28 protein-coding genes are annotated in these 25807 nt (G+C 59.6%); 10 read left to right on the plus strand and 18 right to left on the minus strand.

Annotated features, from left to right (window positions below; translation table 11 throughout):
* Nucleotides 1-51 precede the first annotated feature (51 nt).
* The 11 genes from dhaL to oiaX form a co-directional block, all read right to left on the minus strand.
* The gene (dhaL, locus tag QD357_RS21020) at nucleotides 52-696 is read right to left on the minus strand and encodes a dihydroxyacetone kinase subunit DhaL (protein ID WP_183939518.1); all 645 of its coding nucleotides are present in this window, start codon (nucleotides 694-696) and stop codon (nucleotides 52-54) included.
* The gene (locus tag QD357_RS21025) at nucleotides 693-1712 is read right to left on the minus strand and encodes a dihydroxyacetone kinase subunit DhaK (protein ID WP_414124940.1); all 1020 of its coding nucleotides are present in this window, start codon (nucleotides 1710-1712) and stop codon (nucleotides 693-695) included. The genes dhaL and QD357_RS21025 overlap by 4 nt, the downstream gene beginning before the upstream one ends.
* 58 nt (nucleotides 1713-1770) lie before the next feature.
* Nucleotides 1771-3654 (minus strand): hypothetical protein, encoded by a 1884-nt coding sequence (locus tag QD357_RS21030; RefSeq protein WP_414124941.1) that lies wholly within the window; start codon nucleotides 3652-3654, stop codon nucleotides 1771-1773.
* On the minus strand, nucleotides 3651-4685 hold the full coding sequence (locus tag QD357_RS21035) for a Gfo/Idh/MocA family protein (protein ID WP_414124943.1): 1035 nt from the start codon (nucleotides 4683-4685) through the stop codon (nucleotides 3651-3653). Before QD357_RS21035 ends, QD357_RS21030 begins: the two co-directional genes overlap by 4 nt.
* 3 nt (nucleotides 4686-4688) lie before the next feature.
* A complete protein-coding gene (locus QD357_RS21040; protein WP_414124944.1) occupies nucleotides 4689-5753 on the minus strand; it encodes an ABC transporter permease in 1065 nt (354 codons plus the stop codon).
* Nucleotides 5750-7297 carry a sugar ABC transporter ATP-binding protein gene (locus QD357_RS21045; protein WP_414124945.1) on the minus strand — a complete coding sequence of 516 codons (1548 nt, stop codon included), beginning with the start codon at nucleotides 7295-7297 and terminating at the stop codon, nucleotides 5750-5752. Before QD357_RS21045 ends, QD357_RS21040 begins: the two co-directional genes overlap by 4 nt.
* Nucleotides 7294-7944 (minus strand): DUF2291 family protein, encoded by a 651-nt coding sequence (locus QD357_RS21050; RefSeq protein WP_414124946.1) that lies wholly within the window; start codon nucleotides 7942-7944, stop codon nucleotides 7294-7296. The genes QD357_RS21045 and QD357_RS21050 overlap by 4 nt, the downstream gene beginning before the upstream one ends.
* Before the next feature lie 75 nt (nucleotides 7945-8019).
* Nucleotides 8020-8961: a D-ribose ABC transporter substrate-binding protein gene (locus tag QD357_RS21055; protein ID WP_183939532.1), complete on the minus strand. Its 942-nt coding sequence runs from the start codon at nucleotides 8959-8961 to the stop codon at nucleotides 8020-8022.
* 77 nt (nucleotides 8962-9038) lie between these two features.
* Nucleotides 9039-9866 (minus strand): phosphogluconate dehydrogenase C-terminal domain-containing protein, encoded by an 828-nt coding sequence (locus QD357_RS21060; RefSeq protein ID WP_183939534.1) that lies wholly within the window; start codon nucleotides 9864-9866, stop codon nucleotides 9039-9041.
* Nucleotides 9867-9960: 94 nt separating this feature from the next.
* The gene (locus tag QD357_RS21065) at nucleotides 9961-11304 is read right to left on the minus strand and encodes a four-carbon acid sugar kinase family protein (protein WP_414124947.1); all 1344 of its coding nucleotides are present in this window, start codon (nucleotides 11302-11304) and stop codon (nucleotides 9961-9963) included.
* Nucleotides 11301-12560, minus strand: coding sequence for a 3-oxo-isoapionate-4-phosphate decarboxylase OiaX (gene oiaX / locus QD357_RS21070; RefSeq protein ID WP_414124948.1), 1260 nt, complete (start codon nucleotides 12558-12560; stop codon nucleotides 11301-11303). The genes QD357_RS21065 and oiaX overlap by 4 nt, the downstream gene beginning before the upstream one ends.
* Nucleotides 12561-12743: 183 nt before the next feature.
* Between oiaX and QD357_RS21075 the strand changes: the two genes are divergently transcribed.
* Nucleotides 12744-13448, plus strand: coding sequence for a transcriptional regulator NanR (locus tag QD357_RS21075; RefSeq protein WP_183939541.1), 705 nt, complete (start codon nucleotides 12744-12746; stop codon nucleotides 13446-13448).
* Here the strand turns inward: QD357_RS21075 and QD357_RS21080 are convergent.
* The gene (locus QD357_RS21080) at nucleotides 13436-13837 is read right to left on the minus strand and encodes a response regulator (RefSeq protein WP_414124949.1); all 402 of its coding nucleotides are present in this window, start codon (nucleotides 13835-13837) and stop codon (nucleotides 13436-13438) included. The genes QD357_RS21075 and QD357_RS21080 overlap by 13 nt on opposite strands.
* Before the next feature lie 229 nt (nucleotides 13838-14066).
* Here QD357_RS21080 and QD357_RS21085 point away from each other — a divergent pair, with 229 nt between their 5' ends.
* Together QD357_RS21085 and QD357_RS21090 are read left to right on the plus strand one after the other, a co-directional pair.
* Nucleotides 14067-14345 (plus strand): DUF982 domain-containing protein, encoded by a 279-nt coding sequence (locus QD357_RS21085; RefSeq protein ID WP_414124950.1) that lies wholly within the window; start codon nucleotides 14067-14069, stop codon nucleotides 14343-14345.
* Nucleotides 14346-14462: 117 nt separating this feature from the next.
* Nucleotides 14463-15113 carry a UdgX family uracil-DNA binding protein gene (locus QD357_RS21090; RefSeq protein WP_414124951.1) on the plus strand — a complete coding sequence of 217 codons (651 nt, stop codon included), beginning with the start codon at nucleotides 14463-14465 and terminating at the stop codon, nucleotides 15111-15113.
* A 23-nt stretch (nucleotides 15114-15136) separates the two neighbouring features.
* On the opposite strand, the gene QD357_RS21095 is transcribed toward QD357_RS21090, so the two are convergent.
* On the minus strand, nucleotides 15137-15634 hold the full coding sequence (locus QD357_RS21095; protein ID WP_414124952.1) for a BON domain-containing protein: 498 nt from the start codon (nucleotides 15632-15634) through the stop codon (nucleotides 15137-15139).
* A 203-nt stretch (nucleotides 15635-15837) separates the two neighbouring features.
* On the opposite strand from QD357_RS21095, the gene QD357_RS21100 reads away from it, so the two are divergent.
* The gene (locus QD357_RS21100; RefSeq protein ID WP_414124953.1) at nucleotides 15838-16089 is read left to right on the plus strand and encodes a DUF982 domain-containing protein; all 252 of its coding nucleotides are present in this window, start codon (nucleotides 15838-15840) and stop codon (nucleotides 16087-16089) included.
* 467 nt (nucleotides 16090-16556) lie between these two features.
* Here QD357_RS21100 and QD357_RS21105 read toward each other — a convergent pair whose 3' ends face one another.
* Together QD357_RS21105 and QD357_RS21110 are read right to left on the minus strand one after the other, a co-directional pair.
* Complete coding sequence (locus tag QD357_RS21105; protein WP_183939552.1) at nucleotides 16557-16994, minus strand: hypothetical protein; 438 nt, start codon at nucleotides 16992-16994, stop codon at nucleotides 16557-16559.
* 182 nt (nucleotides 16995-17176) lie between these two features.
* A complete protein-coding gene (locus tag QD357_RS21110) occupies nucleotides 17177-18127 on the minus strand; it encodes a GlxA family transcriptional regulator (protein ID WP_414124954.1) in 951 nt (316 codons plus the stop codon).
* A gap of 86 nt (nucleotides 18128-18213) precedes the next feature.
* On the opposite strand from QD357_RS21110, the gene QD357_RS21115 reads away from it, so the two are divergent.
* The 3 genes from QD357_RS21115 to QD357_RS21125 all read left to right on the plus strand — a co-directional run bounded on the left by QD357_RS21115 (nucleotide 18214) and on the right by QD357_RS21125 (nucleotide 20736).
* Nucleotides 18214-18903 (plus strand): DJ-1/PfpI family protein, encoded by a 690-nt coding sequence (locus QD357_RS21115; RefSeq protein ID WP_183939557.1) that lies wholly within the window; start codon nucleotides 18214-18216, stop codon nucleotides 18901-18903.
* Nucleotides 18904-19075: 172 nt separating this feature from the next.
* Entirely contained in the window at nucleotides 19076-19492 is a 417-nt protein-coding gene (locus QD357_RS21120) for a hypothetical protein (RefSeq protein WP_414124955.1), read from the plus strand.
* Between the two features lie 230 nt (nucleotides 19493-19722).
* On the plus strand, nucleotides 19723-20736 hold the full coding sequence (locus QD357_RS21125; protein ID WP_414125011.1) for an alpha/beta hydrolase: 1014 nt from the start codon (nucleotides 19723-19725) through the stop codon (nucleotides 20734-20736).
* A 125-nt stretch (nucleotides 20737-20861) separates the two neighbouring features.
* Here QD357_RS21125 and QD357_RS21130 read toward each other — a convergent pair whose 3' ends face one another.
* Together QD357_RS21130 and QD357_RS21135 are read right to left on the minus strand one after the other, a co-directional pair.
* Nucleotides 20862-21149: an Sf3a2-prov protein gene (locus QD357_RS21130; RefSeq protein WP_414124956.1), complete on the minus strand. Its 288-nt coding sequence runs from the start codon at nucleotides 21147-21149 to the stop codon at nucleotides 20862-20864.
* 168 nt (nucleotides 21150-21317) lie between these two features.
* On the minus strand, nucleotides 21318-21491 hold the full coding sequence (locus QD357_RS21135) for a hypothetical protein (RefSeq protein WP_183939570.1): 174 nt from the start codon (nucleotides 21489-21491) through the stop codon (nucleotides 21318-21320).
* Nucleotides 21492-21715: 224 nt separating this feature from the next.
* Here QD357_RS21135 and QD357_RS21140 point away from each other — a divergent pair, with 224 nt between their 5' ends.
* Together QD357_RS21140 and ligD are read left to right on the plus strand one after the other, a co-directional pair.
* Entirely contained in the window at nucleotides 21716-22567 is an 852-nt protein-coding gene (locus tag QD357_RS21140; RefSeq protein ID WP_414124957.1) for a Ku protein, read from the plus strand.
* A gap of 3 nt (nucleotides 22568-22570) precedes the next feature.
* Nucleotides 22571-25126, plus strand: a complete 2556-nt coding sequence (ligD, locus tag QD357_RS21145) for a DNA ligase D (RefSeq protein ID WP_414124958.1) — start codon at nucleotides 22571-22573, stop codon at nucleotides 25124-25126.
* On the opposite strand, the gene QD357_RS21150 is transcribed toward ligD, so the two are convergent.
* Nucleotides 25110-25547 (minus strand): LysR substrate-binding domain-containing protein, encoded by a 438-nt coding sequence (locus tag QD357_RS21150; RefSeq protein ID WP_414124959.1) that lies wholly within the window; start codon nucleotides 25545-25547, stop codon nucleotides 25110-25112. The two genes, ligD and QD357_RS21150, sit on opposite strands and share 17 nt — an antisense overlap.
* On the opposite strand from QD357_RS21150, the gene QD357_RS21155 reads away from it, so the two are divergent.
* The gene (locus QD357_RS21155; RefSeq protein ID WP_414124960.1) at nucleotides 25537-25788 is read left to right on the plus strand and encodes a hypothetical protein; all 252 of its coding nucleotides are present in this window, start codon (nucleotides 25537-25539) and stop codon (nucleotides 25786-25788) included. The genes QD357_RS21150 and QD357_RS21155 overlap by 11 nt on opposite strands.
* Nucleotides 25789-25807 lie beyond the last annotated feature (19 nt).

Genomic DNA, 25807 nt, shown 5'->3' on the forward strand with positions numbered 1-25807 from the left:
TGGTTTTGGCAAATCGTTATCAACATGTCAACTGGTATGATGAGGTCATCATTACTCTGATGTGAAATGATCCTTGACGCAGGATAGGATCACCACAGCCGAAGCCGCTCCTGGATCCATGTGCCCCAGAGCCCGCTCGCCAAGACGCGATGACCTGCCTTTTGCCGCGATCATGCCCTTCGTCGCTTCGGCTCCCGCCTCACCAGCCTTGAGGCCGGCAGCGAAACATTCGGCAAGCGATGAGCCGTGATCCCGGGCGGCTCGGCAGGCCGCGGCAGCCGGTGCCCAGGCATCGACCATCGTCTTTTCGCCGACCTCTGCCTTGCCACGGTCCTGAATGCCCTTGGCAAAGGCCGCAAATAGCTCGACCATATCGTCGTCGTTCAGCGATGGTTTCCCCTTGGCGACTGCGCCCGCACGCATCAGGGCTGTCGCATAGAGCGGGCCGGAAGAGGCTCCCACGGCATTGAGGAAGGATTTCGCTGCCGTGTTGAAGACCAGCGTCGGATCGGCAGTCGTCGAATCCAGCTCTGAAACCGCTTTGGCGGCGGCGGCAAAGCCGAGTTCCATGGCTATGCCATGATCGGCATCACCGATCACGCCATCCAGCTCGCAGAGGCGATCCTTCTCGCGTGCCATCGCCTCGGCGATCCGCACGAAAAGGCCCTTCAAGTCTTCTGTTGCAACCGTCGTCATTGCAAAGCCTCGCCGGAGCGGAACATGGCGCAATCGCAGGGATGATCGATCAGCCGCTGCAGTTCGTCGTCCAGATGCATCAGCGTGATCGAGGCGCCGGCCATCTCCAGCGAGGTGCAGTAATTGCCGACCAGCGACAGGTGAATGACGAGGCCTGCATCGTCGAGCATCGCCTTGAGTTTGCGCATCATGATGTAGAGCTCCATGAGCGGCGTCGAACCCAATGAGTTGACGAGCACGGCGACCCGATCGCCACGCGCCGGCTTCATCTCGTCGAGGATCTTGCCAACCAGCTCGCTCGTCACCTCATCTGCCGATCGCATCGGTCCGCGGGCGACGCCCGGCTCGCCGTGGATGCCCATGCCGATCTCCATCTCGTCGGGGCCTATGTCGAAGTTCGGCTTCCGTGTCTGCGGCAGGGAGCAAGGCGCAAGCGCGACGCCCATTGTGTAAGTGCGCTCGTTGGCGAAGCGCGCGATACGTTCGACATCGTCAAAGCCGTACATGAGATCACAGGCCGCGCCCGCGGCCTTGAAGATGAAGACGTTGCCGGCAACGCCGCGACGGCGCTCCTTCTGATCGACGGGCGCGGAGGCGACGTCGTCCGTCGTCAGCACGGTGCGGACCTCGATGTCATCCATGGCGAGCATCTCGGCCGCCATATCGAAATTCATGACATCGCCGGCATAATTGCCATACATGAACAGCACGCCGGCGCCGCCATTAACGGCTTTGGTGCATTCAATGATCGGATCCGGTGGCGGAGAGGCAAAGACGTTGCCGATAGCTGCCGCATCGGCCAGTCCTTTGCCGACATAACCCAGGAAGGTCGGCTCGTGCCCCGAACCGCCGCCGATGACCAGGCCGACTTTGCCGGGCCTTGGCCCATCATTTGCGACGATGGAGCGCGGCGATCCCTCGACGGCGCGCAGGTGACGGGGATGAGCCGCCAGAACGCCCGCCAGCATCTCGTCTACGGCGGCCGCTCCGTCATTGATAAGCTTCTTCGTCTTCACGTGAGTCCTCCCAGTCATCTCGTTTCGGAAGACTAAGTTGCCCTTCTCGACTGTCAGGTCAATCCTTCAACACGATCGAACGGATGGCAAAAGGTTGCAGCGTCAGGCTGCCACTCTCGCCTTTCTCGGCGAGGTGGAAGGAGCCAAGTTCGACCTGTTGTGCTGTGGCCGTGATGTTCACCAGCAGCATTTGCGGTGCTCCATCGGCAGGCGCCGCGACGAAAGAAAGGACGGCAGTCGGATCGGATGAGATGCATTCCCGCCATTGACTGCCAGCAAGCCGGGCGAGCCTCGCGACCGTGTTGAAGATCGGGCGCTTGCCGCCCGCTGGAGACGGCTCGTCCTTGCCGGCGATCACGCCGAACGGCCCCGTCAGCGCCGAAAGCGTCAGGCATTCCAATCCGGCATCGAGCACTTCAACGGCATAGCCAAGTGCGAAGGCTTCCGCGAAGCGGCTATTATGCCGGGGGTCCCTGTTTGCCATCGGAATGCAGCTGCCGGCGGGATTGTCCATCGTCCGGCTGCCATAGGGGTTCTGGCGCATCGGGATGGTGGAGGGGCCGATGCGATAGGGCTTGTCGCCGTAGATGGCGCGGACCGAGCGCGTGATGAACGGCAGCGCCTCCAGCGTCTGCATGACGCTGAGATCATCGGCCGCATGGACGATCGGGTTCGTGCAATGGGTGATGAAATCAAGCGGCCCGGAAGGAACACGCTTGCGGTTGAGTTCGGTGAAATAGCTGAGCATGCCGCCGCCCAGCCGGACACCGGGAAAGGCGGAACGTGCCGCCGCATAGACCTCTTCAAGCGGCGGGCATGCCGGCCATTGACTGCCCGGCGGCGTCGATTGTCTGTCCACCGAAGGGGATATGACCACCGCATCCGGTTTGAAACCGGCCGCCTGCATCCAGGTTGCGATCTCGTGCGCCTCGGCAAGCGGCGACTGTTTGCACGGCAATGCGATTTCGAGGGTCGATGTGCCGGCGTGAAGCCTCGCGATGGCACCGAACGCTTCGAAGGCCATAGCGTTATGACCGGCATTCGGATCGAAATGAAAGAGCAACTCCTGCGGCCCGATCTCCGCCAGGATGCCGGGGGCCTCAAGCGTCGCCTTCGCCTCTTCCGGCGTGATCACCAGCCCGATCGACGGCATCATGCCGCGCTTGCTTCCCTCCGTGATCGTGACTGCGCGGCCATCAGGCCGGACGGATGCAGGGGCACTCGGCGTTTGCCGCTTGTCAGTGAAACTCAGGACAATGCGCTGGCTGACGGGTTGGCCGGCGGGAATTCGATAGGGCCAGGGGAGGGCAAGGGGGCGGACATAGGTCTTGTAGGAGGCATCCGACCAATTGCGTTGGTCTTCCATCTCGAAAGTATCGCCTTCCATGCGGCATTCCGCCGTGACCTCCGGCATGACGGTATGCGTGATCGCACGCATATCCTTGAAGGGCTGCCAGGGCTCGATGAGATCGGGAAAGCGCGTATCCTCGCGACGACCGTCGACATGCTCCACCGAGACCGGTGTCCCGGCAACGCCGACAATCGGATGGAGAATGCAGAAGCCGCAACGGTTCGTCTCGAAGCCGGTTTGGGACGTGGCTTCCGCTTCGAAGATTACAGCACCTCCGGTCTTGGCGGAGATATGCACGCGAATTTCAAGATCCGTATCGTCCGGGCCGGCGAAACGCGCGAGGTAACCTACCGAAAATCCGTCATCACCCTGATCGATCTTCAAGTCCGATATTCGCGGGGCGTAAGTGCCCCAATCGCGGTCGCGCACGAGGTAAGATACGGCGCGCAGCACTTCGGTTCCGTCGTAGGTGATCGTGCGGAGATTGCCGTCCTTGAAGTCGACGGCGAGCCTGCCGGCTGTCAGCCGTTGTGGCAGTACTTCGGTTTCGCGCGTGCCGTAAAGTTGAAAAGGGTCGATTTCAGCGGTCATCGCAGCATGGCCCCAATATCGACGGTCCTCCCATGAGCGGCACTGTCATAGGCTGCATCGACAAGCGCGAAGGTCTTCAGATTATCAGCCCCTGACGTGGACGTTTCGCCGCCTGATGCAAGACGGTCTGTCCAGTGCTGTTGAATGGCGAGAACACTCTCCTGGATGTTGTGCCATGGGCGGGAGGCCCAGGAGAGAAGCTTGGGCGAGGCGTCCGAAACGGTGGTGCCGTCTGCATTGTTGACCTCGAGACGATAGCCCTGCGAGAGCCGGATCGTTCCCAGCGTTCCGTCGATCTCGATCAGCGTTTCGGGAAAGGGCTCTGTCCCGAGCTTGGTCGCATAGCTGACGTCGACGATCGACGTCGCGCCATTTTGATGATCGAGCATGATGGTCGCGACGTCCTCGCCCTTGATCTTCGGATTGACCCGTTTGGTGCGCGCGGTGAGCGTCGTGACATCGCCAAGGATGAAGCGTGCGATATCGAGCGTGTGGATACCGAGATCTTCGATGATGAAGCGCTCGCCTTCGGCAAGGTAGGGTTGGCCGGAAAAGACATCGTAGCCGGAGCGGAAGGAAAAGCGGCCCCAGAACGGCTCGCCGATCGCGCCTGATTGAAGGACGGACTTCACGGCCTGAATTGGCGTCTGCCAGCGGAAATTCTCGTGAACCATCAGGGGGATCGCGGCGTCGGCGCAAGCCTTGACCATAGCTTTGGCGTCGCTCAACGTCTTCGCAAAAGGCTTTTGGCAGATGGCCGGGATTTTGTGGGTCGCTGCCATTTCCACCAGCGCGCGGTGGCTCTGCACCGTTGTCGCGATATCGACGAAATCGAAACCACCATCGGCGAAGAGAGCCGCCGCATCGCTGTAACGGCGCTCGATGCCGAATTGGTCGCCGACGATCTTCAGCCGCTCCGGATCACGATCGCAGATCGCGACGATCTCCGCGCCTTTGACGTCCCTCCACGCATGCATCTGGTTTATCGCGAAGAAGCCACAGCCGATGAGCGCACCCTTGAGTTCCGTCATATCTCAACCTGCCTTTGCCATTTGCATAAGTGTCACGCGCTGCTGGAGACGGCGCTGCGCCTGATCGACGACAACGGCGATGATGATGACCAGCCCTTTGATGACCATCTGCCAGAAGGACGAAACGCCCATCATCACCAATCCGTCGGACAGGATGCCGATGACGAAAGCGCCGATGATCGTGCCCCCGATCGTGCCGCGTCCGCCGGACATGGAGGTGCCGCCGAGGACGGCCGCGGCGATGGCGTTGAGCTCGAAGCTCTCGCCGGTCGCCGGATGCGCCGCCATCAGCTCCGACGAAATGACGATGCCGACAATGGCAGCGCACAATCCGGAGAACATGTAGACGACGATTTTCACCAGATCGACGCGAATGCCCGACATGCGCGCTGCGCGCTCATTGCCGCCGACGGCAAAGATATGCCGGCCGATCGGTGTCGAGCGGGCGACATAGGCGGCGAGCAGCGCCAGAACGATGAGGATCCAGATGGAAATCGGGAGGCCGAGCAGCCTTCCGGCACCGAAGACATCAAAGCCGGTCGTGTCGAACTCCGGCCTGCCGACGAGGTTCGGAAAGGTCTGGCCATCCGAAGACAGCAATGCCATGCCGCGCGCGATGTAGAGCGTGCCAAGCGTCGCGATGAAGGGCGCAACGTTGAGTTTGGTGATGAGCAATCCGTTGATCAGCCCGATGACGAGGCCCACGGCGAGGGTGATCATCACGATCTCATAGAGGTTGAAGTAGACGGTGTATCCGATCGGCAATTCGACGCCATTGAGGATCAAGGCGCCGGTGACCATGCCGCACAGGCCGACGATCGAACCGACCGACAGGTCGATGCCGCCGGTGATGATGACGAAGGTCATGCCCATCGCCAGGAAGGCGTTGAGCGCGACGTGTTTCGACATCAGGATCATGTTCGCCGTCGAGGTGAAGTTCGGCGCGAAGATGGCGAAGAAGATGATCACGGCAAAGAGGGCGATGAAGGTCCTGAGTTTCATCAACGTCAGGAGGATAGAGCCGTTCGACCGCTTGGCCGCAAAAGAAGACGATGTATCCGCGGTCATGACGCGAGTTTCCTTGTATGTCCGTGTCCCTTGGCCGACGCTGCGACGATGGCCTCCTCCGTCGCTTCCTTTCTGTCGAAGACGGCGACCAACTGGCCGTTGCTCAAGACAGCGATCCGATCGGAGAGCGCCATGACCTCTTCAAGGTCCGAAGTCGAAAACAGGATTGCGAGACCCTTGCCGGCGAGCTTGCGCATGGTGCGGAAGACATCGGCCTTGGCGCCGACGTCGATGCCCCGGCTCGGCTCGTCCATCAGCAGAACTTTGGGGTCCGTCATCAGCGCCTTGCCGATGACGACCTTCTGCTGGTTGCCGCCCGACATCGACGTCACCTCGAAATCGGGATTGGGTGCCTTGATCGAGAGATCCCGGATCATGTCGCGAATGGCGCGCTTTTCGGCACCGGCATCGATATGAAAAAAGAAACGCGCGAAGCGGCCGAGGCTCGCAAGCGTCAGGTTGCTGGCGATCGAGAGCACCTGCACCAGACCCTCGCGCTGCCGATCTTCCGGGATCAGCGCCAGGCCGCGCCGGATCCGGCGGGTCGTGTCGCGCTCGCGGACCTCGATGCCGTCGATGAAAATCTTGCCGGTCGAATGCATGTGCTGGCCCATGACGCATTCGAAAAACTCGCTGCGGCCGGCGCCCATCAGCCCGTAGATGCCGAGGATTTCGCCGGCGCGGACGGAGAGCGAGACGTGGTCTACGGCGAGGCCGCCGGTCGGCCGAGGCAGGCTGATGTCTTCTGCGCGAAAGGCCTCCTTGCCGATCGCATGGCCGCCATCCCGGGCAAAATCCTTGGCATCCGATCCGATCATCGACCGGACGATCCATTTCGTATCGATGTCGCGAACCGTCGCCTGGCCGGTGATCTGCCCGTCGCGCAGCACGGTGATGTAATCGCCGATCCGCATCAGCTCTTCCAGCCGGTGGGAGATATAGACGATCGCGACGCCCTGAGCCTTCAGTTCGGCGATCACCTTGAAAAGGATGTCGACTTCCGCGGCTGAAAGCGCTGATGTCGGCTCGTCCATGATCAGGATGCGGGCATTGAGCGAAATGGCCTTGGCGATTTCGACAAGCTGCTGCTGCCCGATCGGCAGATCCTCCACCATGGTTTCGGCGCTGATGCCTGCATCCAGCTTCGTCAGAAATTCGTTGGCCCTGGCGATCTGCGCCTTGTGGTCGATGCCGAAAACGCCACGCGTGATTTCGCGTGTCGCAAAAATGTTTTCGGCGACCGTCATGTTGGCGAAGAGATTAAGCTMCTGGAAAATCATGCCGATGCCGCGCGCCTGCGCGTCGGCCGGGCTGTCGAAATGAACCGCTTCGCCCTCCAGCAGGATACGGCCGGCGGTCGGACGCTCGACGCCTGCGATGATCTTCATCAGCGTCGATTTGCCGGCGCCATTTTCCCCGACCAGCACATTGACCGCGCCGCGCCGTAGTTCGAGGTTTGCGCGTTTGACCGCGACGATGCCCGAATAAACCTTGGACACGTCCTCGAGACGAAGGATGATGTCTTCCTGGGTCGTATCGCTCATGATCCTTGTCCCAAGGTCAGCGCCGATGGAGTAATCAGGGGAAGCTGGCCGGATGTGGGCAGCGGAAACGCGCCGGTTACATCGACTGTCTTTCCGGTCAGGCCATCCTTCGGCAGAGCGGCGAGAAAGGACGTGTTCACCTTCTCATTGAACGCCTTGCCGAATTGTGCCCATTCGATCTGGTTCTTGAATTCGTTGAAGTCCACGAAGTCCAAAGCGTCGCGCAGCGCCGTGCCGCGGATTGCCGGGCCGATCTGAACCTTTGCATCGGCCTTGCCATCGCCGTCGACATCGACGTCGAGCGTTGCGGCACGGGATGCGGTGTCGACGGCGACGATCTTGCCCTTGAGCTTCACGGCATAGGTCCAGGGCGAGGTGCTCTGTTTGCGCGGATTGCCGTATTTTATACCGGCTTCGTCCGGGTTCGATGCCGCAGCCTGCATCACTGTCTTCAGATCGCCGGCACGCTTTTCAAGGTCGGGTATCGCCTGCGATTGCCAGATCGCGTCGACCTTGGCCGCAGGATCGAAGGCGCTCTTTGCCGCCTGCGCCGCCTTCTCCTCGGCCGTCGGCGTCTTGATGATCTTACAGCCGGGCAGTGCTGCGGCCAATATGAGGGCCACAACAGCGCCTCTGATCCTCAACATGCAATGCACCTCATCTCACAGAAAACGTCAGGAGAGCGCGGCTTTGCCACGCCCTCCGCAGTGCTCGGTCCGCCGTTAATTTTTCAGTGCGAAGGTCTCAAGCTTGTCCGCATTCCCAGCGGTGATGAGAACGCAATCCATGAGCTGCTTCTCTTCCTTCGGGGTCGTCTTGTTCTTGATGTACGCATCGGCCTGCTGAACCGCCATCTGAGCCTGGGCATAGGCGGGCTGCAGCACGGTTGCCTTGATGCCGCCGGCCTTGATCGAGTCGCGCACGTCGTTGGAGCCATCGAAGCCGACGACGATCACATCCTTGCGGCCGGCAGCCTGAAGCGCTGCGATCGCGCCCATCGCCATGGTGTCGTTGCCCGAAATCACGCCCTTGATGTCGGGGTTCGCCTGCAGGATGGTTTCCATCTTCGCATAGGCTTCGGTCTGGCTCCAGTTCGCCGATTGCTTGGCKACCAGCTTCAGGTCCGGATAGTCATCGATGACGTCGTGATAGCCCTGCGAGCGGATGCCGGCATTGGTGTCGGATTCCTTGCCCACCAGCTCGACGTAATTGCCCTTTTCGCCCATCTGCTTGACGAATTCCTGCGCGCCGAGTTGTGCGCCCTGATAGTTGTTGGAGACGATCTGGGCGGCGGCGACACCGGTCGCATTGATTTCGCGGTCGATGAGGAAGGAGGGGATGCCGGCATCCTTGGCCTTCTTGACCGCGGCTACCGTCGCGTCGGCACCGGCATTGTCGAGGATGATGGCCTTGGCGCCGCGGCCGATCGCCGTGTCGATCACTTCCGACTGTTTGTTGGCATCATCGTCATGCGTCATGACGAGGGTCTCGTAGCCCAAATCCTTCGCCTTGGCTTCGGCGCCGACGGCTTCGGCCTTGAAGAACGGATTGTCGTGCGCAGGCGTGATGATAGCGATCAGATCTGCCGAAAAGGCAGGCATTGCGGTGCCCAATGCAAGGGCGCCGGCAAAGGCGGCAAGAGTCAGTCTGCGTGTCAGTTTCATGCTTTCCTCCCAATTATGAAAAGGCCCTATTCCCGGTAGGGCTAAGAAGGGAGGGGCGAGCCCTCCCGGGATTTTGGTCAGGTGATGCGGCGGATGCTTTCTGCGATCTCCTGGGGCTCGAAGACTTTCTTCCAGTCGTCGCGCATCAGAGCCGGGATGCCGAATTCGATCGCCTTGTTGCAGGCATCCGAAAACACGCCTTCCACCTGGTTGAAGATCACGGCGCCGAGGACGTTCATGTGGCCGAGCAGGAAATCGCGAGCGGCCTGTTCCGGCACGCCGCGCGCCACGCACTCGTCCATGGCCTGCCGCATAACAACGAGCAGCGATGCGCAGACGGTTTCCGAGAGCCCCGGTTCGAGCATCGCCATCTGCTCGACGGTGACCCGATGCGAGCGCATGACCGGCGCCCAGATGAGCTTGGCGATCTCCTCCCCGAGCGCATAGGCAGCTTCCGGCCCCTGCATCAGCGCGGACACGATATGTTGCTTGGCGAACAGGCCACCGAAATGGTCGTTCTTCGCCTGCATATCGGTTTCGTCGTTGAAGATCGGAGGGTGGCAGGGATGGGTGACGAAATAGGTGAGGTCATCGCGTTTCGGCAGGTGGCCGGCGAAAGGTGCTGCGGCGTCGAGCGCGACCACCATCGTCCCGGGCTTCAGCTTATCGACGATCCCGGCGGCGACTTTGCCGATGGCCGTGTCCGGAACGGCCAGAATGACGACTTCGGCGCCATTAAGGGCTTCGTCGACAGGCACGCATGACAGGCCGAGATCGTTCTTCAGGCGCGCCTTGCCTGCATCGCTCACCTCGACGTGACGAACGTCGAAGCGCGAACCTTTGAGATTTTTGGCGAGCCGGTATCCCATTTTCCCGCCGGCGCCGAAAAGAGCTATTGCAGTCATGTTTTCTTCCTCGTCCATTTCAAATTGTGGTATCGCAAGTGGTATAATGAGTCAATAATCACACCATTATCTGAGGTGCATAAAACTCATTTTTCTAAGCGCTTCTTCCGTCGCGGATCTGCGGGAAATAGCCGTCGGCTCCGACCTGCCCGCCTTTCAACGCGGTCTGCAGCCCATTGGTTGGGTCGTAATTGCCATGGGCCACGCAAAGCGGCGATCCCGGCGTCTGGGGGAGAGGCAGTAGGGTCGTCAGTGCTTCGACGCGCAATTCCTTCAGCGCATGGCTCGATGTGTCGCCGCCGGCGATGACCGCACGGCTGAGCTTTTCACTTTCGACAAGGCGACGCAGGATGATGCCAAGAGCTTGTCCGAGCCGATGCCGGGCGCCGGGAACACGGTCGATCGCGCTGCCGCGATCGGCCGAGGGGCCAAGCGCCGTGTGCAGGATGACGCTGCGGCCCGTCTTCAGGCTGGCAATGCCGGCATCGACGGCATCGTCGATCGCCCGGTCAGCGCTTTCGCCKACAAGCGCYAGGGGATCGAGGTCGATGCCGTCGAAACCATCCGTCATTGCGTGACGTATCTGCCGTTCCGTCGTCGGCGAGACGCTGCCCGAGACGACGGCGAGGCGTTCGACCTTTCCCGGCGGGGCAAAATCGCGGCGCTTGCCAATCAGGCCTTCACGGCGCCAGGCATTCAGAAGCGCGTATTCGACGCCGGAGGAGCCAGCGACGAAGGGGCCGTCTTTTGCTGCGCGCCGCCAAAGCTGAGTTCCCGCAGCAGCCTGCGTTTCGGCGCTGTCGACATCGATCAGCATGATTCCGGCCGTTGCGGCGGCGCGTTCGTCGACCCGATCGTCCGCATCCGTGGCCGTCAGGGTCACGAGATCAATGAGGTTCACGGGGAGGGAGGTCTGTTTGCCGAGATGCAGCACCAGATCGGCTTCGTCCATGGACGTGACCGGATGGCGGCTCATCACCGGATGGCGGTCGATGCGATAGACCTGGCCTTGATAGGCCGCGAAGAGGTGCCCGAAAGCCGTGTAGCGTTTGAGCTGCGGCGCACCGACGACGACCGGCACGGAGGATTGCGCAAAAAGCTCCCTGCCGATTTCGATCGCCTTGCCGATATTGCCGATCGACGGACTGGAATCGAAGGTGGAGCAGACCTTGTAGTGGCATATCCTCGCTTTGAGCCCTTTAAGCCATTGCAATGCCGGAACAAGGTGCTGCTGCATCCACTCCGGGGTCTCGCTGCGGCTGGTGCCGGCGATGCCGATGGCGCGGCATTGGCTAAAACGCTCCAGCAGCGCGCCATCGGGGATCCCGAGAAAAAGCACCGTCGGAACACCGTTCGAAGCGAGAGCCTCCATGACATCGGTGGAGCCGGTGAAATCGTCGCCGTAATAGCTGATCAGAAGATTGCCCGTCGCCATCATGCGCCCTTGCCCTCACTGAATTTTGCGATCGAGGCGGCGAGCTCCGGATGGTCCTTGGCATAGTCTTCGAGCTCGATATCCGCGACCGCGGCTTGCCACGCCTGCTGGATCGCACGGACGCCGGCGGCTGGTCCGAAAGGGTGGCTGACGATGCCGCCGCCGCAGAGATAGAGCAAATCGGTAGTGCGCCCGGTCCGCCGGTAGGTCTCGGGAGCCTGGCCGCCCCATTGACCCGAGCCGGCAACGGGAAGCGGGCAATMGGATGGATCGAACAGCGGCGTGCTGACGGCCTTGAAGGACTCGACGAAGCTTTCGTCCGGTTCCCAATATTTGACGCGGATACCGTTGATCTGAAACTGGTCGACACCGAGCAGGCGCCAAAACTGCTGATAGACCTTGAAATCCATGCCGGCGCCGGGATGGCGCGCCAGCACGTCCCAGCCGTTGCGGTGGGCGTGCAGCACCAATGCCGAGCGCTTGCGAAGGAAGCTCATGCCGCCAAAGCCGATAGAATTGATGTTGATAACGGCACAGTTGCCGCCGGCCTTTAGGACGAGGTCGTGGTTGCGCATCATCTCATCGGGATCGGCGTGGGAAATGCCGAAGGCATACATCACCTTCTTCCCGGTCTTCTGTTCGTGATCGAGGATCAGCGGCATGATCGCCTCGACACGTTCCTTGAGCGGCGAATAGGCGGGGCTCATCAGCTTTTCATCGTCCTTGATGAAATCGACGCCGGAGCTGATGAGCTCGCCGACCAGTTCAGCGGTCTCGGCTGGGCGAAGGCCAAGGGCCGGCTTGACGATCGTGCCGATTATGGGGCGTCCTTCAACGCCCGTCAGGCACTTGCTGCCGGCAACGCCGAATTGCGGACMCGGATGCACGCCGTAAAAAGCCCCCGGCAGCTTCATGTCGACGATACGAATGCCCGTCATACCTTTGATCGAGTAGACGCCGCCGATCGCAATCGTCATCAGGGCTGAAAGATCGGTGCCGATCGCATCGAGCGGAAAGGCGATGTCGACATCGGCGCGATGAAGAGGACCATGACCGGCCGCAACTTCAGGCCATGTCGGCCGCTCTGCATCCTCCAGCCGCCGAATGCCCAGGACTCGCGCCGCAACCCGCGATTTCAGCTCTTCCGTCTCGCCGGGAACCGGTACGAAGGTGCCCGTCGACTGATCGCTGGCGATCTTGTCAGCCATCGCTTCGATATGGCCGGGCGTCTCGATGCGGTAGGTGATCGTAATGCTCATAAGCAGCCGTTGCTCCTTTCGCCGACGATTTTGTCGTGGCGTCAACTCGTGATCTGGTATAATGAGTATTCCAATTTGTGCAACGATTTTTTTGTTCAGGAGGCCCCAAGTCGTTCCGAACGGGCTTTCTCAGCGCGGTCTGACATTGCATAAGGGAGAAAAGCTTTGAGCCAGCGAGATGCCATGAGCCAACCAGTCGAACAGATCGTACGTCGGAAGCTCTCCGACGAAGTATTCGACCGATTAGAGCGTTTGATCACGTCGGGAGAACTCAAGCCCGGCGATGAAATGCCGTCCGAGCGTGTTCTCATGGAGCGCTTCGGCGTCGGGCGTCCGGCGATCCGCGAGGCGATGCAGTCGCTCGCCAATATGGGATTGGTCAGCATTTCGCATGGGGAGCGGGCGAAGGTGCTGCAACTGACTGCGAAATCGATTTTCCGGCAGGTCGATTTGACCGCGAAGATCATGTTATCGCAGTCGTCGGACACCCTCGAACATCTGAAGAGCGCGCGCATATTCTTCGAGCGCGGTATGGCCCGGGAGGCTGCACCGCGCGCCACGGAAAAAGATATCGCTGACCTCAGAGATATTATTGAACGCCAGCGGGCCTCCCTCGGGCATGCCGAGGAGTTCATTTCGGCCGACATGCAGTTTCACACCCGGATTGCCCAGATTTCCGGAAATCCGATTTTCGTCGCGGTCAGCGAGGCGATGTTGGCGTGGCTGAAGACCTATCATACGGACATGCTCATCTGGACCGGCAAGGAAAAGTTCACGCTGGTCGAGCATGAAGAAATATTGGAGCGGCTGTCCGACCACGATGCCGACGGTACGGAGGCTGCGGTCCTGAAGCATCTGGAGAGGTCGAGAGCCCTCTACACCAAATAGAGATCCCGTTTTCGCCTGCCGAACAGCGCCTTGCCGATGTGTTCGATCTCCGCGGCTTTGTCGCACAGGATGAAGCCGGTAAATCCGGCGGGAACGATGGGCGGTTCGTGGCCTATCGCGAATAGATAAGGAAGCTTCAGCCTCTGAAGCGTTTCCACGATCGGAAATACAAATCCGGCGTCGAGATGCAGGTCGAGGATCACCGCATCCACGTTCTTGCCTTTGATGAGTTCGAGAGCGTCTTCGGCCGTGCTGACGGGACCGAGCAGGGTAGCGCCAAGTTCCTGCAATTTTTGACGCGCCTCCTCGGAGAGGAAATATCCGTCCTCGACGATCAAGAGCCGCTTGCCCGAAAACATCTGGCGATATGTCACCGTCGCGTCGTTCATATTTCGATCCAGAAACTGCCCCGTAGATCCACGAACATTCAAAGGCAGCGGTTGTTCCCGAGCCGGCAAGACGATGTCGATGGTGCTGAGGAATGCGATGCCTCTGCATGCGGCGGGCAGGGATATCCCGGCACGGCGCATGCGTTGTCATCTCCAGTAAATAGCGCTCCATCCCGCGGGAACAATCGTCCCGACCCCTTGTTTGGTGGACAAATAACAGGGGGAGCACATGAACGAAATCATCGACGTCAAATTCAAGATGCTCTGGAACACACCGGTTTGCGTTGCGGTGGGCGGCCGCTTCACCTCGCGCGTGAACGGACCGGAAGACGCTATTCATTTTCTGTCCGTCCGATGGCCATCCGAAAGAGGCTCATATTATGTGAAGGCAAAGGAAAAATGCCTCGCCGCCATTTCACACCGCGCCACGCTTGACGCTGCGCGCGAAGCCTTTGTCATGGCCTGTCTCGAAGCGCGTCTGATACAGGATGACCGATACGTGTGGTGAGGGCCGCGGCTTGCATCTCATCCGGATCAAGATTTGGCAACTCCTCGTGCCGCACGGAACAAAGAAAGCGGCGATCGGTTGACGAGGGTGTGACGTTCAAATCGCAGCGAGCCGCTCATGCTCGATAAACACTCCTCGCCCTATACCGGTCCTTCCCTCCAGCGCGATCATGCCGACGCGGTGACGCTCGGCGAACTCCGGCACGACGCCGAAGCCTGCACGCGTTGCGACCTCTATCGCCACGCGACGCATCTCGTCTTCGGGGAAGGCCCCGAAACGGCGGAGGTCGTGCTGGTTGGCGAACAACCCGGTGACAAGGAAGATCTGTCGGGCAAGCCCTTCGTCGGGCCGGCGGGCCGCCTGCTGGATCAATGCCTTGAGGAGGCCGGGGTCGATCGCGACCGCTGTTACGTCACCAATGCGGTCAAGCATTTCAAGTATCAGATGCGCGGCAAGAAGCGACTGCATTCCCGGCCCAATGCCGGCGAGGTGCAACGTTGCGCCTGGTGGCTTGGCGCCGAACTTGACCTATTGAAACCGAAACTGGTCGTAGCGCTCGGCGCAACGGCCGTGTCTTCGTTGCTCGGATCGAAGGTGCGGGTCATGCGCGATCGTGGCAGCATTCTTCGTCCACCCGGGCAGTTCGACATTCTCGTCACCATTCACCCATCGGCTCTTCTGAGGATCAGGGAGGCGGACGAAAAGGAACGGAGCCGTTTGGCCTTCGTCCAGGATCTGAAGAAGATCCGGAGTTTCCTGCGGCATTGACTCCCGTTCAAGGCAATGTGGCATTACTCGTCGTCGCCCGGAATATGTGCATCGACGCCGGTCGTCCGAAGGTTATTTTGAACCTCGACGACGCCGGGGATGGACCGAACGATCGCTTCAAGATGACGGGCCAGCGGAATCGTCTCGACGCTACCTTCCAGCGTCACGGTGCCGCCGTCGGCCTGTACGTCGATGCTGTCGATGTCGACACCTCTCAGTTCGAGCTGCTCGGTTATGACCGCTTCCAGTTCATCGCTGTCGATACGATCGGTGGGAAGAGGCCCGGTCGTATCGTCCTCGGCTCGCTCGAGGCCAGTCTGATCGGCTGCATCCACAATGAAATTGCGATCCGGCTCCTCGTCGAAATTCGCGGAGGTGTCACCATATCCCCTGTTTTCAGGGCTTTGCGAGGCACTTCCGCTCCCGTCCGAATAAGGCCAGCCGTCCCGAAGATTGCGATCCTCATAGTCGCGATAGTCTTCTTCGCGCGATAGTGTCTTTGGCTTTCGAGGCGCTGTCATGTCGGCCTCCTTTCCTATGAAAGGTCAAACAAGACAGAGCTGATTTTGTTTCATCGATGCCCCTCCGGGCAACTGCGGCAGGAGGGAGGTATTCAGCTTCTGGTATATGTTTTCGCATGCTCCAATGAATATTTTTGATTGTTTCGCTCCGGGTGGGAACCAAGGCGAAGAGTGTCCGTTTCATGGGCGGAGGAAACTGCTACATGTCCAAATATTTGTGGAATCGTTCGGTGACGATCGTCACCGGGGAGTGCGGCCACCACGTTACGATCAACAACACCGAACAGGCCCTTAAATTTCTTCTTCGCGAATGGCCAGCAGGCAAAGCCGACCGCATTCATGCCATGGCCAAGAAAACCTTGATCGGCACTTACCATAGCCAAGGGTCTGTGGAGGAAGCGTGTGATGCCTTTTTGGCGGCAGCCGTTTCGGCGGGCATAGCGGTAAGGAAGTGATGCGAAGGTAACTACAATGACTGCAACAAGTTTCATGTGAATATCCGCCGGAATCCGACGAGCGTGGCGATCCATTCATACTATCGCCACTTGAAATCGCGAACGCCCAACCGTATCTACGCTTCACTTCCCGTATTGATGGTCTGCTGCTCGACGCCAGTCGATGCGTTCCAAGCCGTCCGGGTTGGAAAAGGCGCTCCCCGAAAGGGTCGAGCGCCTTTTCTCGTTTTACGTTTGGGTTCGAGCCGGAGGCCGCTTCCTCCCAACATGGCAGGCGGCTCTCTCGTCGTGGATTGCTATCCGCGACAATGATCCGCCAAACGTCGGGTGAGGCGATCCTTGAGGATCTGGAACCCCAGGGATTGCCAAGCCAACGCTCGACTGCCGGTGTGTTGCTCATGCGACGCAGCCAAGTTGGACACATCGCCAAAGTCCGTCAGCCGGAGCCGGTATTGCCGAAGTATGGACTATATCGACAACGCCTTGCGCAAACGGGCAAACAGGCTCGGTGGCCGCCCGGCAACCAACGGACGAATGGAGCGTGCGACTACGGCAGAATTGACCGTCTCGCCGAAATGGCAGTAGCAGACAATTCCGTGCAGCTCATGATCCGTGAGTTCGAAGAAGCGCTTGGCCTCCCCGTAGCTGTCGTTTTCCAAGCCGGCAGCGCGAAGAACCGGATCCGCAAAAGCGACGGAAATTGGAGAGCTATCCGTTCGCATTGCCGCCCTGGTTTCACTAGGCTGAAATTCGGTTTCGCGCAAAGTGGAAAGAAACTGTCGGGGACTCCGCTCGAGAAGATCTATCCAACGTTCGAGCCGCTGGCTTCGCGACATTTCTCGATTAAGGAAGTCCTGATCGACTTTTGCAATTTTCTGCAAGTCATCGCGTGCATGCTGCTTCATCTCGGCCTCCTATTTGGCGATAGTTGGTCCCCTTCGATGTAACTTCAGCCCGGGTTGATGGTGATCCCAAAGAGGCGAGATGTCCAGTCACTTGGGGGTGCCAGACGATCTGCGGAAGGAGAAAAATGACGCGCCCCGGCTTTCTGCTCGTCTTTCTGGCAGAGGCATTGCCGATGGCGGCCTTATCCGAAATGATCGCGAAAGGCCTGCGGCGTGGTTCCGAATGCTCTGAGGAAACTCCGTCGCATGGTCTCTTCCGAACCGAAACCGCAGCGGATACGTGCCTGACGAACGGATAAGCCCTGCTCCAGGAGGCGCCGCACGGCCTCCACGCGGATATCCTCGACAGCCCGAGCCGGCGTTCGCCCAGTTGCCTGGCGATAATGCCGCGAAAAGCTGCGCGCGCTCATATTCGCCCGTTCGGCGAGCGCCGGCAGCGAAAGGTCGGCGCGCAAATTGTCGATGATCCATCCATGCAGCCGGTCAAAACGATCGCCGCTTTCCTGCAGCGAGAGCATCGTACTGAACTGAGCCTGGCCGCCCGGTCGCTTCAGAAAGACGACGAGTTCGCGGGCAACAGCGAGCGCCAATTTGCGGCCGAGATCCGCCTCGACCAGCGCGAGTGCCAGATCGATGCCGGCAGTGACGCCTGCCGACGTCCATATGTTGCCGTCCTGGATAAAGATCGGATCGGGTTCCAACCGCACATTCGGGAAGCGCTTGGAAAACTCCTTGCATCGGTGCCAATGCGTTACCGCGCGCCGCCCATCCAAAAGTCCGGCTTCCGCAAGAAGAAAGGCGCCGCTGCAGACGGAAGCGATCCGCCTTGCCCTGGCTGACCGCCGGCGGATCCAGTCGACAAGGGCCGCATCCTCACACGCCTTATTGACGCCGATGCCGCCTACGACCATCAGGGTATCGATCGGCTCATCATCATCGGGCAGCAACGCCGTCGCAAGCGACAAGCCCGAGGTCGTTCCGGTCTGCTCGCTCCTTGCAACTGCGATCGCGTCATAGGGCTTCGGCTGACCGGCTGCGAGTGCCTCTTCGTTGGCGCTCGCAAACACCTGCAATGGCCCGGTTATATCGAGCAGTTGGGCATTTTCGAAGGCGAGGATTTCAATACGGCGCATGGTTGGCTCAAAACGAGGGGACTTTGGCAAATACGCCAGATAGTGATCGCGTAGGCTTGCCGGAGTCAACCATTTGGAGATGCACCATGACCATTCGCTTCGGACTGCTCGTCTTTCCCGGTATTCAGCAACTCGATCTGACAGGCCCCTATGAGATCTTTGCCTCAGCGGAGGGCGCGGAGGTCCATCTGATCTGGAAGGACACTTCGCCCGTCATTTCTGCAACGAAATTGGTCCTTCAGCCGACAACGACGTTCGACGAATGCCCTCAGCTCGATGTCATCTGCGTGCCCGGCGGTGGCGGCATCAATCCATTGCTTGAGGATGAGATCGTACTGTCTTTCATTCGCGCACAGGCAGCGCAGGCGCGCTTCATCACCTCGGTCTGCACCGGCTCTCTGGTGCTGGGCGCCGCCGGCTTGCTCAAGGGCAGGAAGGCGACGACGCACTGGAATGCCCACGATTTTCTCGCAAGCTTCGGTGCTGTCCCGACCACGGGCCGCATCGTCCGGGACGGCAATCTCATCACCGCCGGCGGTGTGACGGCCGGCATCGATTTCGGGCTGGCGGTCGTTGCGGCCCTTTTAGGCCAAGAGGAAGCGGAGACGGTTCAGCTTTCGTTGGAATATGCGCCCACGCCACCGTTCCATTCGGGCACACCCGAGGAGGCGACGGCCGATGTGATCGCGAGGACGAAGCGGCGTCTTGCCGGTTCACGGACGGCGCGAGAGGCCGTCATCGCCCGCCTGATGGCCTCGCAGCGCGAGCCGGTGTAGGCGCGCATCCGCAAAACCACCCGAGAACAATCTCGGCTTGCCGCGTCGCCGGCGGCTTCCTCCCTTCGATTGGAAGGTTCGAAGCCGCTGGCGATGTCACCTGGATGCAATGGATTGCAGATAATGATCGGGCAGGACAATTGATTTTCCAGACACGTTTATCGAGGTTGCGATGAGTATTCGGGCAAACAAGATACTTCCCCACCATCGGTTTTCACATTCACTCGGCGCACCGCTGGCTCGGGTTCAAGGCGTAATAGCGCATGTGTTCGAGGCTCCGGAGAACCACCACGGTGCAAACCACCAGCATTTCACTGTGAAGATCGAAACGGTTCTGAAGTTCGACGGCGGCGATGATGATATCACCGGCCAGACCGTCTTCGTTGCCGTGCGTTTCGGCGACAATGAAGGGCTCGACCACGAGATCCCCGACCTGAAGGCAGGGGAAGCAATCGAGCTGCAGGGCGAGTATATTTCCGTCGCGTCAGCCTATCCCACCGAAGACAACAGTAACCCGGTATTGCCGGTCCTCCACTTCACGCACCATCCAGTAGGCTATGTGCTGTATGAAGGCGTGCACTATAGCTGAGCATCGAATTCAGGGTTTTACCGCGCTTTTAAGCCCGGAATTTGCTGCACTCATAGGGCTGGAAGTTCGGGAACGGGCTATCCAGCCGCTGCAGTTTCCAGGAGCCCCTTGGCCGACTTTCCTACTCTACCCGCCATGCTTGACTCAGACATCAATTCTGCGACGGTGAGACGTCTGGTCTCCACGGCAGAAAGGCTAATCGTATGAACGGATTTTGGTTTTTTCGCTTCATGCGCCTTTTTGCGACGGCGTCGGTGGCCACCGTCGCCCTTGCTGTTTCGCCGGCGCTGCCGGTATCAACGGCCTATGCGCTTGATGCCGCTTCGCAGACGAAAGCCTCGAACAATCAGATCGACAAACTCATCGAGGCCCTGCGTCCGACCTATGCCGCTCAGGACCTTCGCCAACGGCGCGCCGCTTTCGAAAGGCTTATGGCGTCAACTCCGGATCCCACACGCGTTCAGATCCGCCATGTCGATGCCAACGGGGTTGATGCCGACCTGATATGGCCCGCCMGACTGCACCATCCGATCGGCAGGCGCGTGATACTCTATCTCCATGGAGGCGGGTTCTACAGCGGCTCCCTCAGGACGCATCGGAATATAGCGGGTTCCCTTGCGAAGGCTGCGTCTGCCGATGTTCTCCTGGTCGACTACCGCCTGCTGCCGGAGAATAGGGTTCCGGCGCAGATCGATGACACTCTGGCCGCCTATCGTTGGCTGCTGGCCTCAGGATACAGGCCTGAGAACGTGGTGATCGTCGGAGAGTCCGTGGGTGGCACTCTGGCCATCGAAGCGACCCTCAATCAGCTTCGGATCAAGGGACCTTTGCCGGCGGCCGTGGTCGCGATGAGCCCGGTGACTGATTTTGCTGCAACCGGTGAATCCATTACCACGAATGCTGATAATGATCCGTTCATGGGCAAGGCCGAGCTGGAGGTGATCCGCAACATCTATATCGGCGACAAATCTCCGGTTGAACCCGCGCGGTCGCCGCTTTACGCCGATCTGACCGGTTTTCCGCCCCTGCTCTTGCAGGTCGGCTCGCGTGAGACGCTGCTCGACGACACACGCCGGCTGGAAGACAAAGCACGCAAGGCCGGTGTCGATGTTACCGCTGAGGTTTGGCCGGGCATGATCCATCAGTGGCAGATCTTCCCCTTCTGGATCGAGGATGCGCGCAAATCGAATAGAAAGGTCGCCGAGTTTGCTGTCTCTCACTTTGCCGACAGGCCCGAGGAATAGGCAAATCAATGGCTGACCGGCGACGCTGCCTTATGGGACGTCGCTGAAATACAATGCGACCTAAATCGGGCCGCAACATGCTGTTCGGCCCGTGGCGTCCACGAAAATCGTTTAAGGGTGCGATTTCAATGCGGCGGCTTGTCGTCGCTCCTTATCTTCTGCCCATCCAGATAGCCGTGCTCATAGGACTTGGCGAGACTGCTTCCCTCGGGATAGGGATTTTTCTCGGCCTCAGTCTCCCTTTTGCCGGCTTCGACGCCGCGCGCATACGCGGCTTCATCATCGTCTTCTGCGCCAGTACCATTTCCCACATTATCTATTTTGGGTGGTTCTGGCGATTGCGGCTGTATGGGATTGGGAAGCCCCGCTTCAGGAGCCGGGACCGGGGGTGATGTTGGATCATATTTTGCCATGGCATTGTCCTCCGATGAGAGAACGCCATCACTCCCTCGCGGTTCCCCGAGCGATCCCAATTCCGCTTGGCTATACTGCCACTCGTTCGGCCTAAAGGCAGCTTACGTCGCGGATATCCATCATCGCAGAGGCAACCGGCTTAAATGTCCTGATCGCCCATCGCGGCATCATCGATCCAAGTTGAGGGAAAGCTGCACAGCGCGCGGCAAGGGCGGTAACGGTCGGCTGATATCGACGCGGCGCTTCCAGGCGGCGCGCCGTTCCTGTTCGCGTTCGCGCAGCGCTTTCGAGACTGCGACAAAGGTCATGGCTCGTTCTATGACTTGTTCGGTTTTCGTCATGGATACCTCCATTTGTTCACTATATGTTCTCATGATTGACCGAGGTAGTCAAGCCGTTGGCAAAGTCTGGCGGAAATGGAGGCCGGCCTGTTGATTGGATTGCATTGCGTTTGCGCCGCCATCTCTTTTGAAGGGAAGGCGCTGGCGAGCAAAATTAACTGACCTGCCGGAACAAAGCCCGCCAGATATCGTTCAATTCCATTGGTTCACCGGAGATTTGTCGGATGTCGCTGCGTGCGCAGTGGAAAGGTTATTTGCAATTCGGTTTGGTGACTTGCCCCGTTGCGCTTTATACCGCGACGTCGACGTCCGAGCGTGTGTCTTTTCACACCATTAATCGAGCCACGGGCAATCGCGTCCGGCGTGAATTCGTGGATAGCAGCACCGGAAAACCCGTGGCGCGCGAGGATCAGGTCAAGGGCTACGAAGTCGGCAAGGACGACTATGTGATCTTTGAGCCCGACGAAATCGCCGCCGCAGTCCCTGGAAGCGACAAGACCCTTCATCTCCAGGCGTTCGTCGCATCTTCGGATATCGACGACGTTTATTTCGACAAGCCCTACTATCTCTCCCCAAGCGATCGTGGCGGCGAAGGGGCCTTTGCGCTGATCCGCGACGGTATGCAGAAAAAGAAGGTCGCGGCCATCGCGGGGACCGTGCTTTTCCGGCGTTTGCGGACCTTGTTGATCCGTCCCTACGATAAGGGCTTGCTCGCGACGACGCTGAACTTCGACTACGAGGTCCGCTCTGCGGACAAGGCTTTCGAGGATATACCAGACATCAAGATCAAGGGCGAAATGCTTGATCTTGCAAAACATATCATCACCACGAAAAGCGGTACGTTCGACGCCCAGACATTTGATGATCGCTACGAAGCAGCCCTCACCGAGCTGATCATGGCAAAGCTCGAAGGCCGCAAGATTACCGTGCGCAAGGAGCGCAAGCCGGAAAAGGTCGTCGATCTCATGGAAGCACTTCGCCAGAGCGCCGGCGTCCAAACCGGTATCAAGGGCGAAAAGAAGCAGACGCCGAAACGAGCCGCCTCCAATGCCTCCCGGCAGCGAAAGGCAGGCTGATCCATGGCGCTTGAGACCTATCGCGAAAAGCGGGATTTTTCGAAGACATCCGAACCCAGGGGACGCACGCGCAAGACTGCCGGGCATAACAGCTTCGTCATCCAGAAGCATGCAGCCAGCCATCTGCACTATGATTTTCGCCTGGAACTTGACGGCGTTTTGAAGAGCTGGGCGGTTGCAAAGGGTCCAAGCCTTGTTCCGAGCGACAAACGTCTGGCAGTCCAAGTGGAAGACCATCCGCTCGACTATGGCGATTTCGAAGGCACTATTCCCAAGGGCGAATATGGCGGCGGCTCGGTGATCGTCTGGGATCGCGGCACCTGGGAGCCGGATGGCGATCCGCACAAGGGCTTCCAAAAGGGGCACATCGAACTCGAGCTGCATGGCGAGAAGCTTCACGGCCGCTGGCATCTGGTCCGCATGGCAAGACGTGCCCGAGAAAAGCGGGACAATTGGCTGCTTATCAAAAGCGACGATGAGGCGGCCCGTCCCGAGGGTGCGGATGACATTCTCGAAGAGCGACCAGAATCCGTAAAGACCGGCCGGTTGATCGAAGAGCTTGAAGGAGAAAAGCCCGGATGGTCCTCGAAGACGGGCAAGATCAAACAACCGTCGGGCAGGGGTAGGCAATCCCGACCGTCCGCACTGAAAATTCAGGTTGATCCCTCGTCCGTGAAGAAGGCCAGAAAATCGGCTTTGCCCGATTTCGTGCCGCCGACATTGGCGACACTGACAAAGACGCCGCCGAGCGGGAAGCAATGGCTCCACGAGATCAAGTTCGACGGCTATCGCCTGCAGGCCCGCATCGAGGATGGGCACGTCAAGTTGCTGACGCGCAGCGGCCTCGACTGGTCGGACAAGTTCGGGAAAACGCTTCTGGCCGAATTGGCCGCTCTTCCGGTCAAAACGGCGCTTGTGGACGGCGAACTGGTGGTCGAGACCAGTTCCGGTGCATCGGATTTCTCAGCCCTGCAAGCCGATCTCAGCGATGGCAGGGGCGATCGTTTCGTCTTCTACACCTTCGATCTCCTCTATCTCGACGGATATGATCTTCGCGACGTGCCGCTGGTGGAACGAAAGAAAATACTGGAGAAAATCATCCCCTCGGGGAATGGCAAACTCCGCTTCAGCAGCGATTTCGATGCCGATGGCGAGCTGATGCTGGAGCATGCCTGCCGCCTGAGTCTGGAAGGTATCGTGTCGAAACGCGCTGACGAACCTTATCGCTCCGGCCGCGGCAAAGGTTGGCTGAAATCGAAGTGTTCCTTCCGGCAGGAGTTCGTGATTGCAGGCTATGTACCGTCATCGACGGCGCGCAAGGCGATCGGTTCCCTCGTTCTCGGCATTTTCGACAAAGGCAGGCTAAAACATGTCGGTCGCGTCGGCACCGGGTTTACCAACAAAGTCGCCGAAGATCTCTATTCTCAACTCGAAGGCATGCGGGCCGATGACAGCCCGTTCGACAAACGTCTTGCCGCCGACGAAGCGCGCGGCGTTCGTTTCGTTMGTCCGGAACTGGTTGCCGAAATCGAGTTCCGAACTTGGACGGGGGATGGACTCTTACGGCACGCAGCATTCCGAGGTCTGCGCGAAGACAAGCCGGCGACCGAAATCGTCCGAGAGACCTCAGCCGCTTCGGCTACGGAAGCCGAGCCGCCGAAGCGGACTGTTGTTCTCACGCATCCCGACCGCATCTACTGGCCTGATGAGGGCGTTACCAAGGAAGGTCTCGCCGATTATTACACCGATGTCTGGAAATACATGGCGCGCTTCGTCGTCCAGCGGCCATTGGCGCTGCTACGCTGTCCCGATGGCATCAACGGCCAGAGCTTTTTCCAAAAGCATGCGTGGAAAGGCCTGAACAAGAACATCGTCCTCATCCATGATCCGAAGGAAAGGGATGAGGAGCCGCTGGTCAGTATCGATGATCTCGATGGCTTGCTTGGTCTCGTGCAGGCTGGATCGCTGGAACTCCACCCCTGGGGCATCACGGTCGCCGATTGGGAGCATCCCGATATGATCATCATGGATCTCGATCCCGGCCCCGGCGTGCCCTGGGAGCGGGTGATCGAAGCGGCGGAAGAAACGCGCGATCGCATGAAAGAGGCTGGGCTGGAGGCCTTCATCAAGACGTCGGGCGGCAAGGGGCTGCATGTCGTGTCGCCATTGAAACCATCGGCAGATTGGCCGGCCGTCAAAGCCTTCACAAAATCCATTGCCGATCAGATGGCAGCCGACAGCCCCGAGCGCTACGTTTCCACCATCACGAAATCGAAGCGCCACGGCAAAATCCTGATCGACTATCTGCGCAATCAGCGCGGTTCGACGGCAGTGGCCCCCTATTCGACGCGAGCGCGGCCGGGCGCCGCAGTCTCGATGCCGCTCGCCTGGGAGGAACTTAGCCCCGCGATCGGGCCAGCCTATTTCACCGTCAACAGTACGCCCACCCGTCTCGCCGCACTTCGCTCCGACCCTTGGGCAGATTTTCGAACAGCCGCGGCACCTTTGGAAAAAGCAAAATCCAAAAGGAGCAGAGTGCGCGCTAAAGCCGAGCCTTGATGTAATCGCGGAATACCTTTGTGCGCGCGGTCATCTGCCGTCCGGGCGCGCTGATCGCGTGGAGTGTCAGACCGGACCAACTCCAATCGGGCAGGACGCGGACGAGCCTGCCGGCCGACATCGAATTGGCAACGATAATTTCGGGAAGAGGTGCTATCCCAGCGCCTGCCTCGGCGAGTTTCAATACGCATGCGAAATCGCTTGCTCGCACGTCGGCTCGCAGGGAAACTTTCTCTTCTCGCGCGCCATTGGAGAGCGCGAGGTACGCAACGCCCGGTCGCTCGCGCGGCAGAACCAGCGCATGTCGCTCGAGATCAGCCGGAACCTCGATCGGACCGCTCCCTTGCAGATAGGATGGCGCCGCGAACATGCCGACGCTCATTTCCGCGATGGGAAACGCCTGAAACTGCATGTCGGGCATTTGCGCCAAACCCACTCTCAGTGCGAGAGAGCTGGGGATCAAGCATCTTCGCATTCTGATCGATCCGAGCGCGTCGCTCACGCAGTCGCGAGCATCCGCTGAAGCGCCGCTGCCGCTATACGGCATGCCGATCACCTATCTTCTAACGCCGAAAGGCCGGATTGCGGGTTTCATTGAAGGACCTTCCGAATGGCTTTCTCCGGAAGGTCATGCCCTCATAAATTACTATGCTTCGCTTTGAGCGGCATGGAGATCGCTGC

The sequence above is a fragment of the Rhizobium sp. BR 317 genome, assembly GCF_047445835.1.
GTDB classification, from domain to species: domain Bacteria; phylum Pseudomonadota; class Alphaproteobacteria; order Rhizobiales; family Rhizobiaceae; genus Rhizobium; species Rhizobium paranaense.

What these genes read in the sequence shown, in the direction of transcription:
- QD357_RS21135 (WP_183939570.1), bottom strand. Translation starts at nt 21,491, where the DNA reads ATGACGAAAACCGAACAAGTCATAGAACGAGCCATGACCTTTGTCGCA.
- QD357_RS21115 (WP_183939557.1), top strand. Translation starts at nt 18,214, where the DNA reads ATGACCATTCGCTTCGGACTGCTCGTCTTTCCCGGTATTCAGCAACTC.
- QD357_RS21095 (WP_414124952.1), bottom strand. Translation starts at nt 15,634, where the DNA reads ATGACAGCGCCTCGAAAGCCAAAGACACTATCGCGCGAAGAAGACTAT.
- QD357_RS21130 (WP_414124956.1), bottom strand. Translation starts at nt 21,149, where the DNA reads ATGGCAAAATATGATCCAACATCACCCCCGGTCCCGGCTCCTGAAGCG.
- QD357_RS21030 (WP_414124941.1), bottom strand. Translation starts at nt 3,654, where the DNA reads ATGACCGCTGAAATCGACCCTTTTCAACTTTACGGCACGCGCGAAACC.
- QD357_RS21080 (WP_414124949.1), bottom strand. Translation starts at nt 13,837, where the DNA reads ATGAACGACGCGACGGTGACATATCGCCAGATGTTTTCGGGCAAGCGG.
- QD357_RS21085 (WP_414124950.1), top strand. Translation starts at nt 14,067, where the DNA reads ATGAACGAAATCATCGACGTCAAATTCAAGATGCTCTGGAACACACCG.
- QD357_RS21075 (WP_183939541.1), top strand. Translation starts at nt 12,744, where the DNA reads ATGAGCCAACCAGTCGAACAGATCGTACGTCGGAAGCTCTCCGACGAA.
- QD357_RS21090 (WP_414124951.1), top strand. Translation starts at nt 14,463, where the DNA reads ATGCTCGATAAACACTCCTCGCCCTATACCGGTCCTTCCCTCCAGCGC.
- QD357_RS21050 (WP_414124946.1), bottom strand. Translation starts at nt 7,944, where the DNA reads ATGTTGAGGATCAGAGGCGCTGTTGTGGCCCTCATATTGGCCGCAGCA.
- QD357_RS21120 (WP_414124955.1), top strand. Translation starts at nt 19,076, where the DNA reads ATGAGTATTCGGGCAAACAAGATACTTCCCCACCATCGGTTTTCACAT.
- QD357_RS21060 (WP_183939534.1), bottom strand. Translation starts at nt 9,866, where the DNA reads ATGACTGCAATAGCTCTTTTCGGCGCCGGCGGGAAAATGGGATACCGG.
- QD357_RS21105 (WP_183939552.1), bottom strand. Translation starts at nt 16,994, where the DNA reads ATGAAGCAGCATGCACGCGATGACTTGCAGAAAATTGCAAAAGTCGAT.
- QD357_RS21150 (WP_414124959.1), bottom strand. Translation starts at nt 25,547, where the DNA reads ATGCCCGACATGCAGTTTCAGGCGTTTCCCATCGCGGAAATGAGCGTC.
- QD357_RS21140 (WP_414124957.1), top strand. Translation starts at nt 21,716, where the DNA reads ATGTCGCTGCGTGCGCAGTGGAAAGGTTATTTGCAATTCGGTTTGGTG.
- QD357_RS21155 (WP_414124960.1), top strand. Translation starts at nt 25,537, where the DNA reads ATGTCGGGCATTTGCGCCAAACCCACTCTCAGTGCGAGAGAGCTGGGG.
- dhaL (WP_183939518.1), bottom strand. Translation starts at nt 696, where the DNA reads ATGACGACGGTTGCAACAGAAGACTTGAAGGGCCTTTTCGTGCGGATC.
- QD357_RS21040 (WP_414124944.1), bottom strand. Translation starts at nt 5,753, where the DNA reads ATGACCGCGGATACATCGTCTTCTTTTGCGGCCAAGCGGTCGAACGGC.
- QD357_RS21100 (WP_414124953.1), top strand. Translation starts at nt 15,838, where the DNA reads ATGTCCAAATATTTGTGGAATCGTTCGGTGACGATCGTCACCGGGGAG.
- QD357_RS21035 (WP_414124943.1), bottom strand. Translation starts at nt 4,685, where the DNA reads ATGACGGAACTCAAGGGTGCGCTCATCGGCTGTGGCTTCTTCGCGATA.
- QD357_RS21110 (WP_414124954.1), bottom strand. Translation starts at nt 18,127, where the DNA reads ATGCGCCGTATTGAAATCCTCGCCTTCGAAAATGCCCAACTGCTCGAT.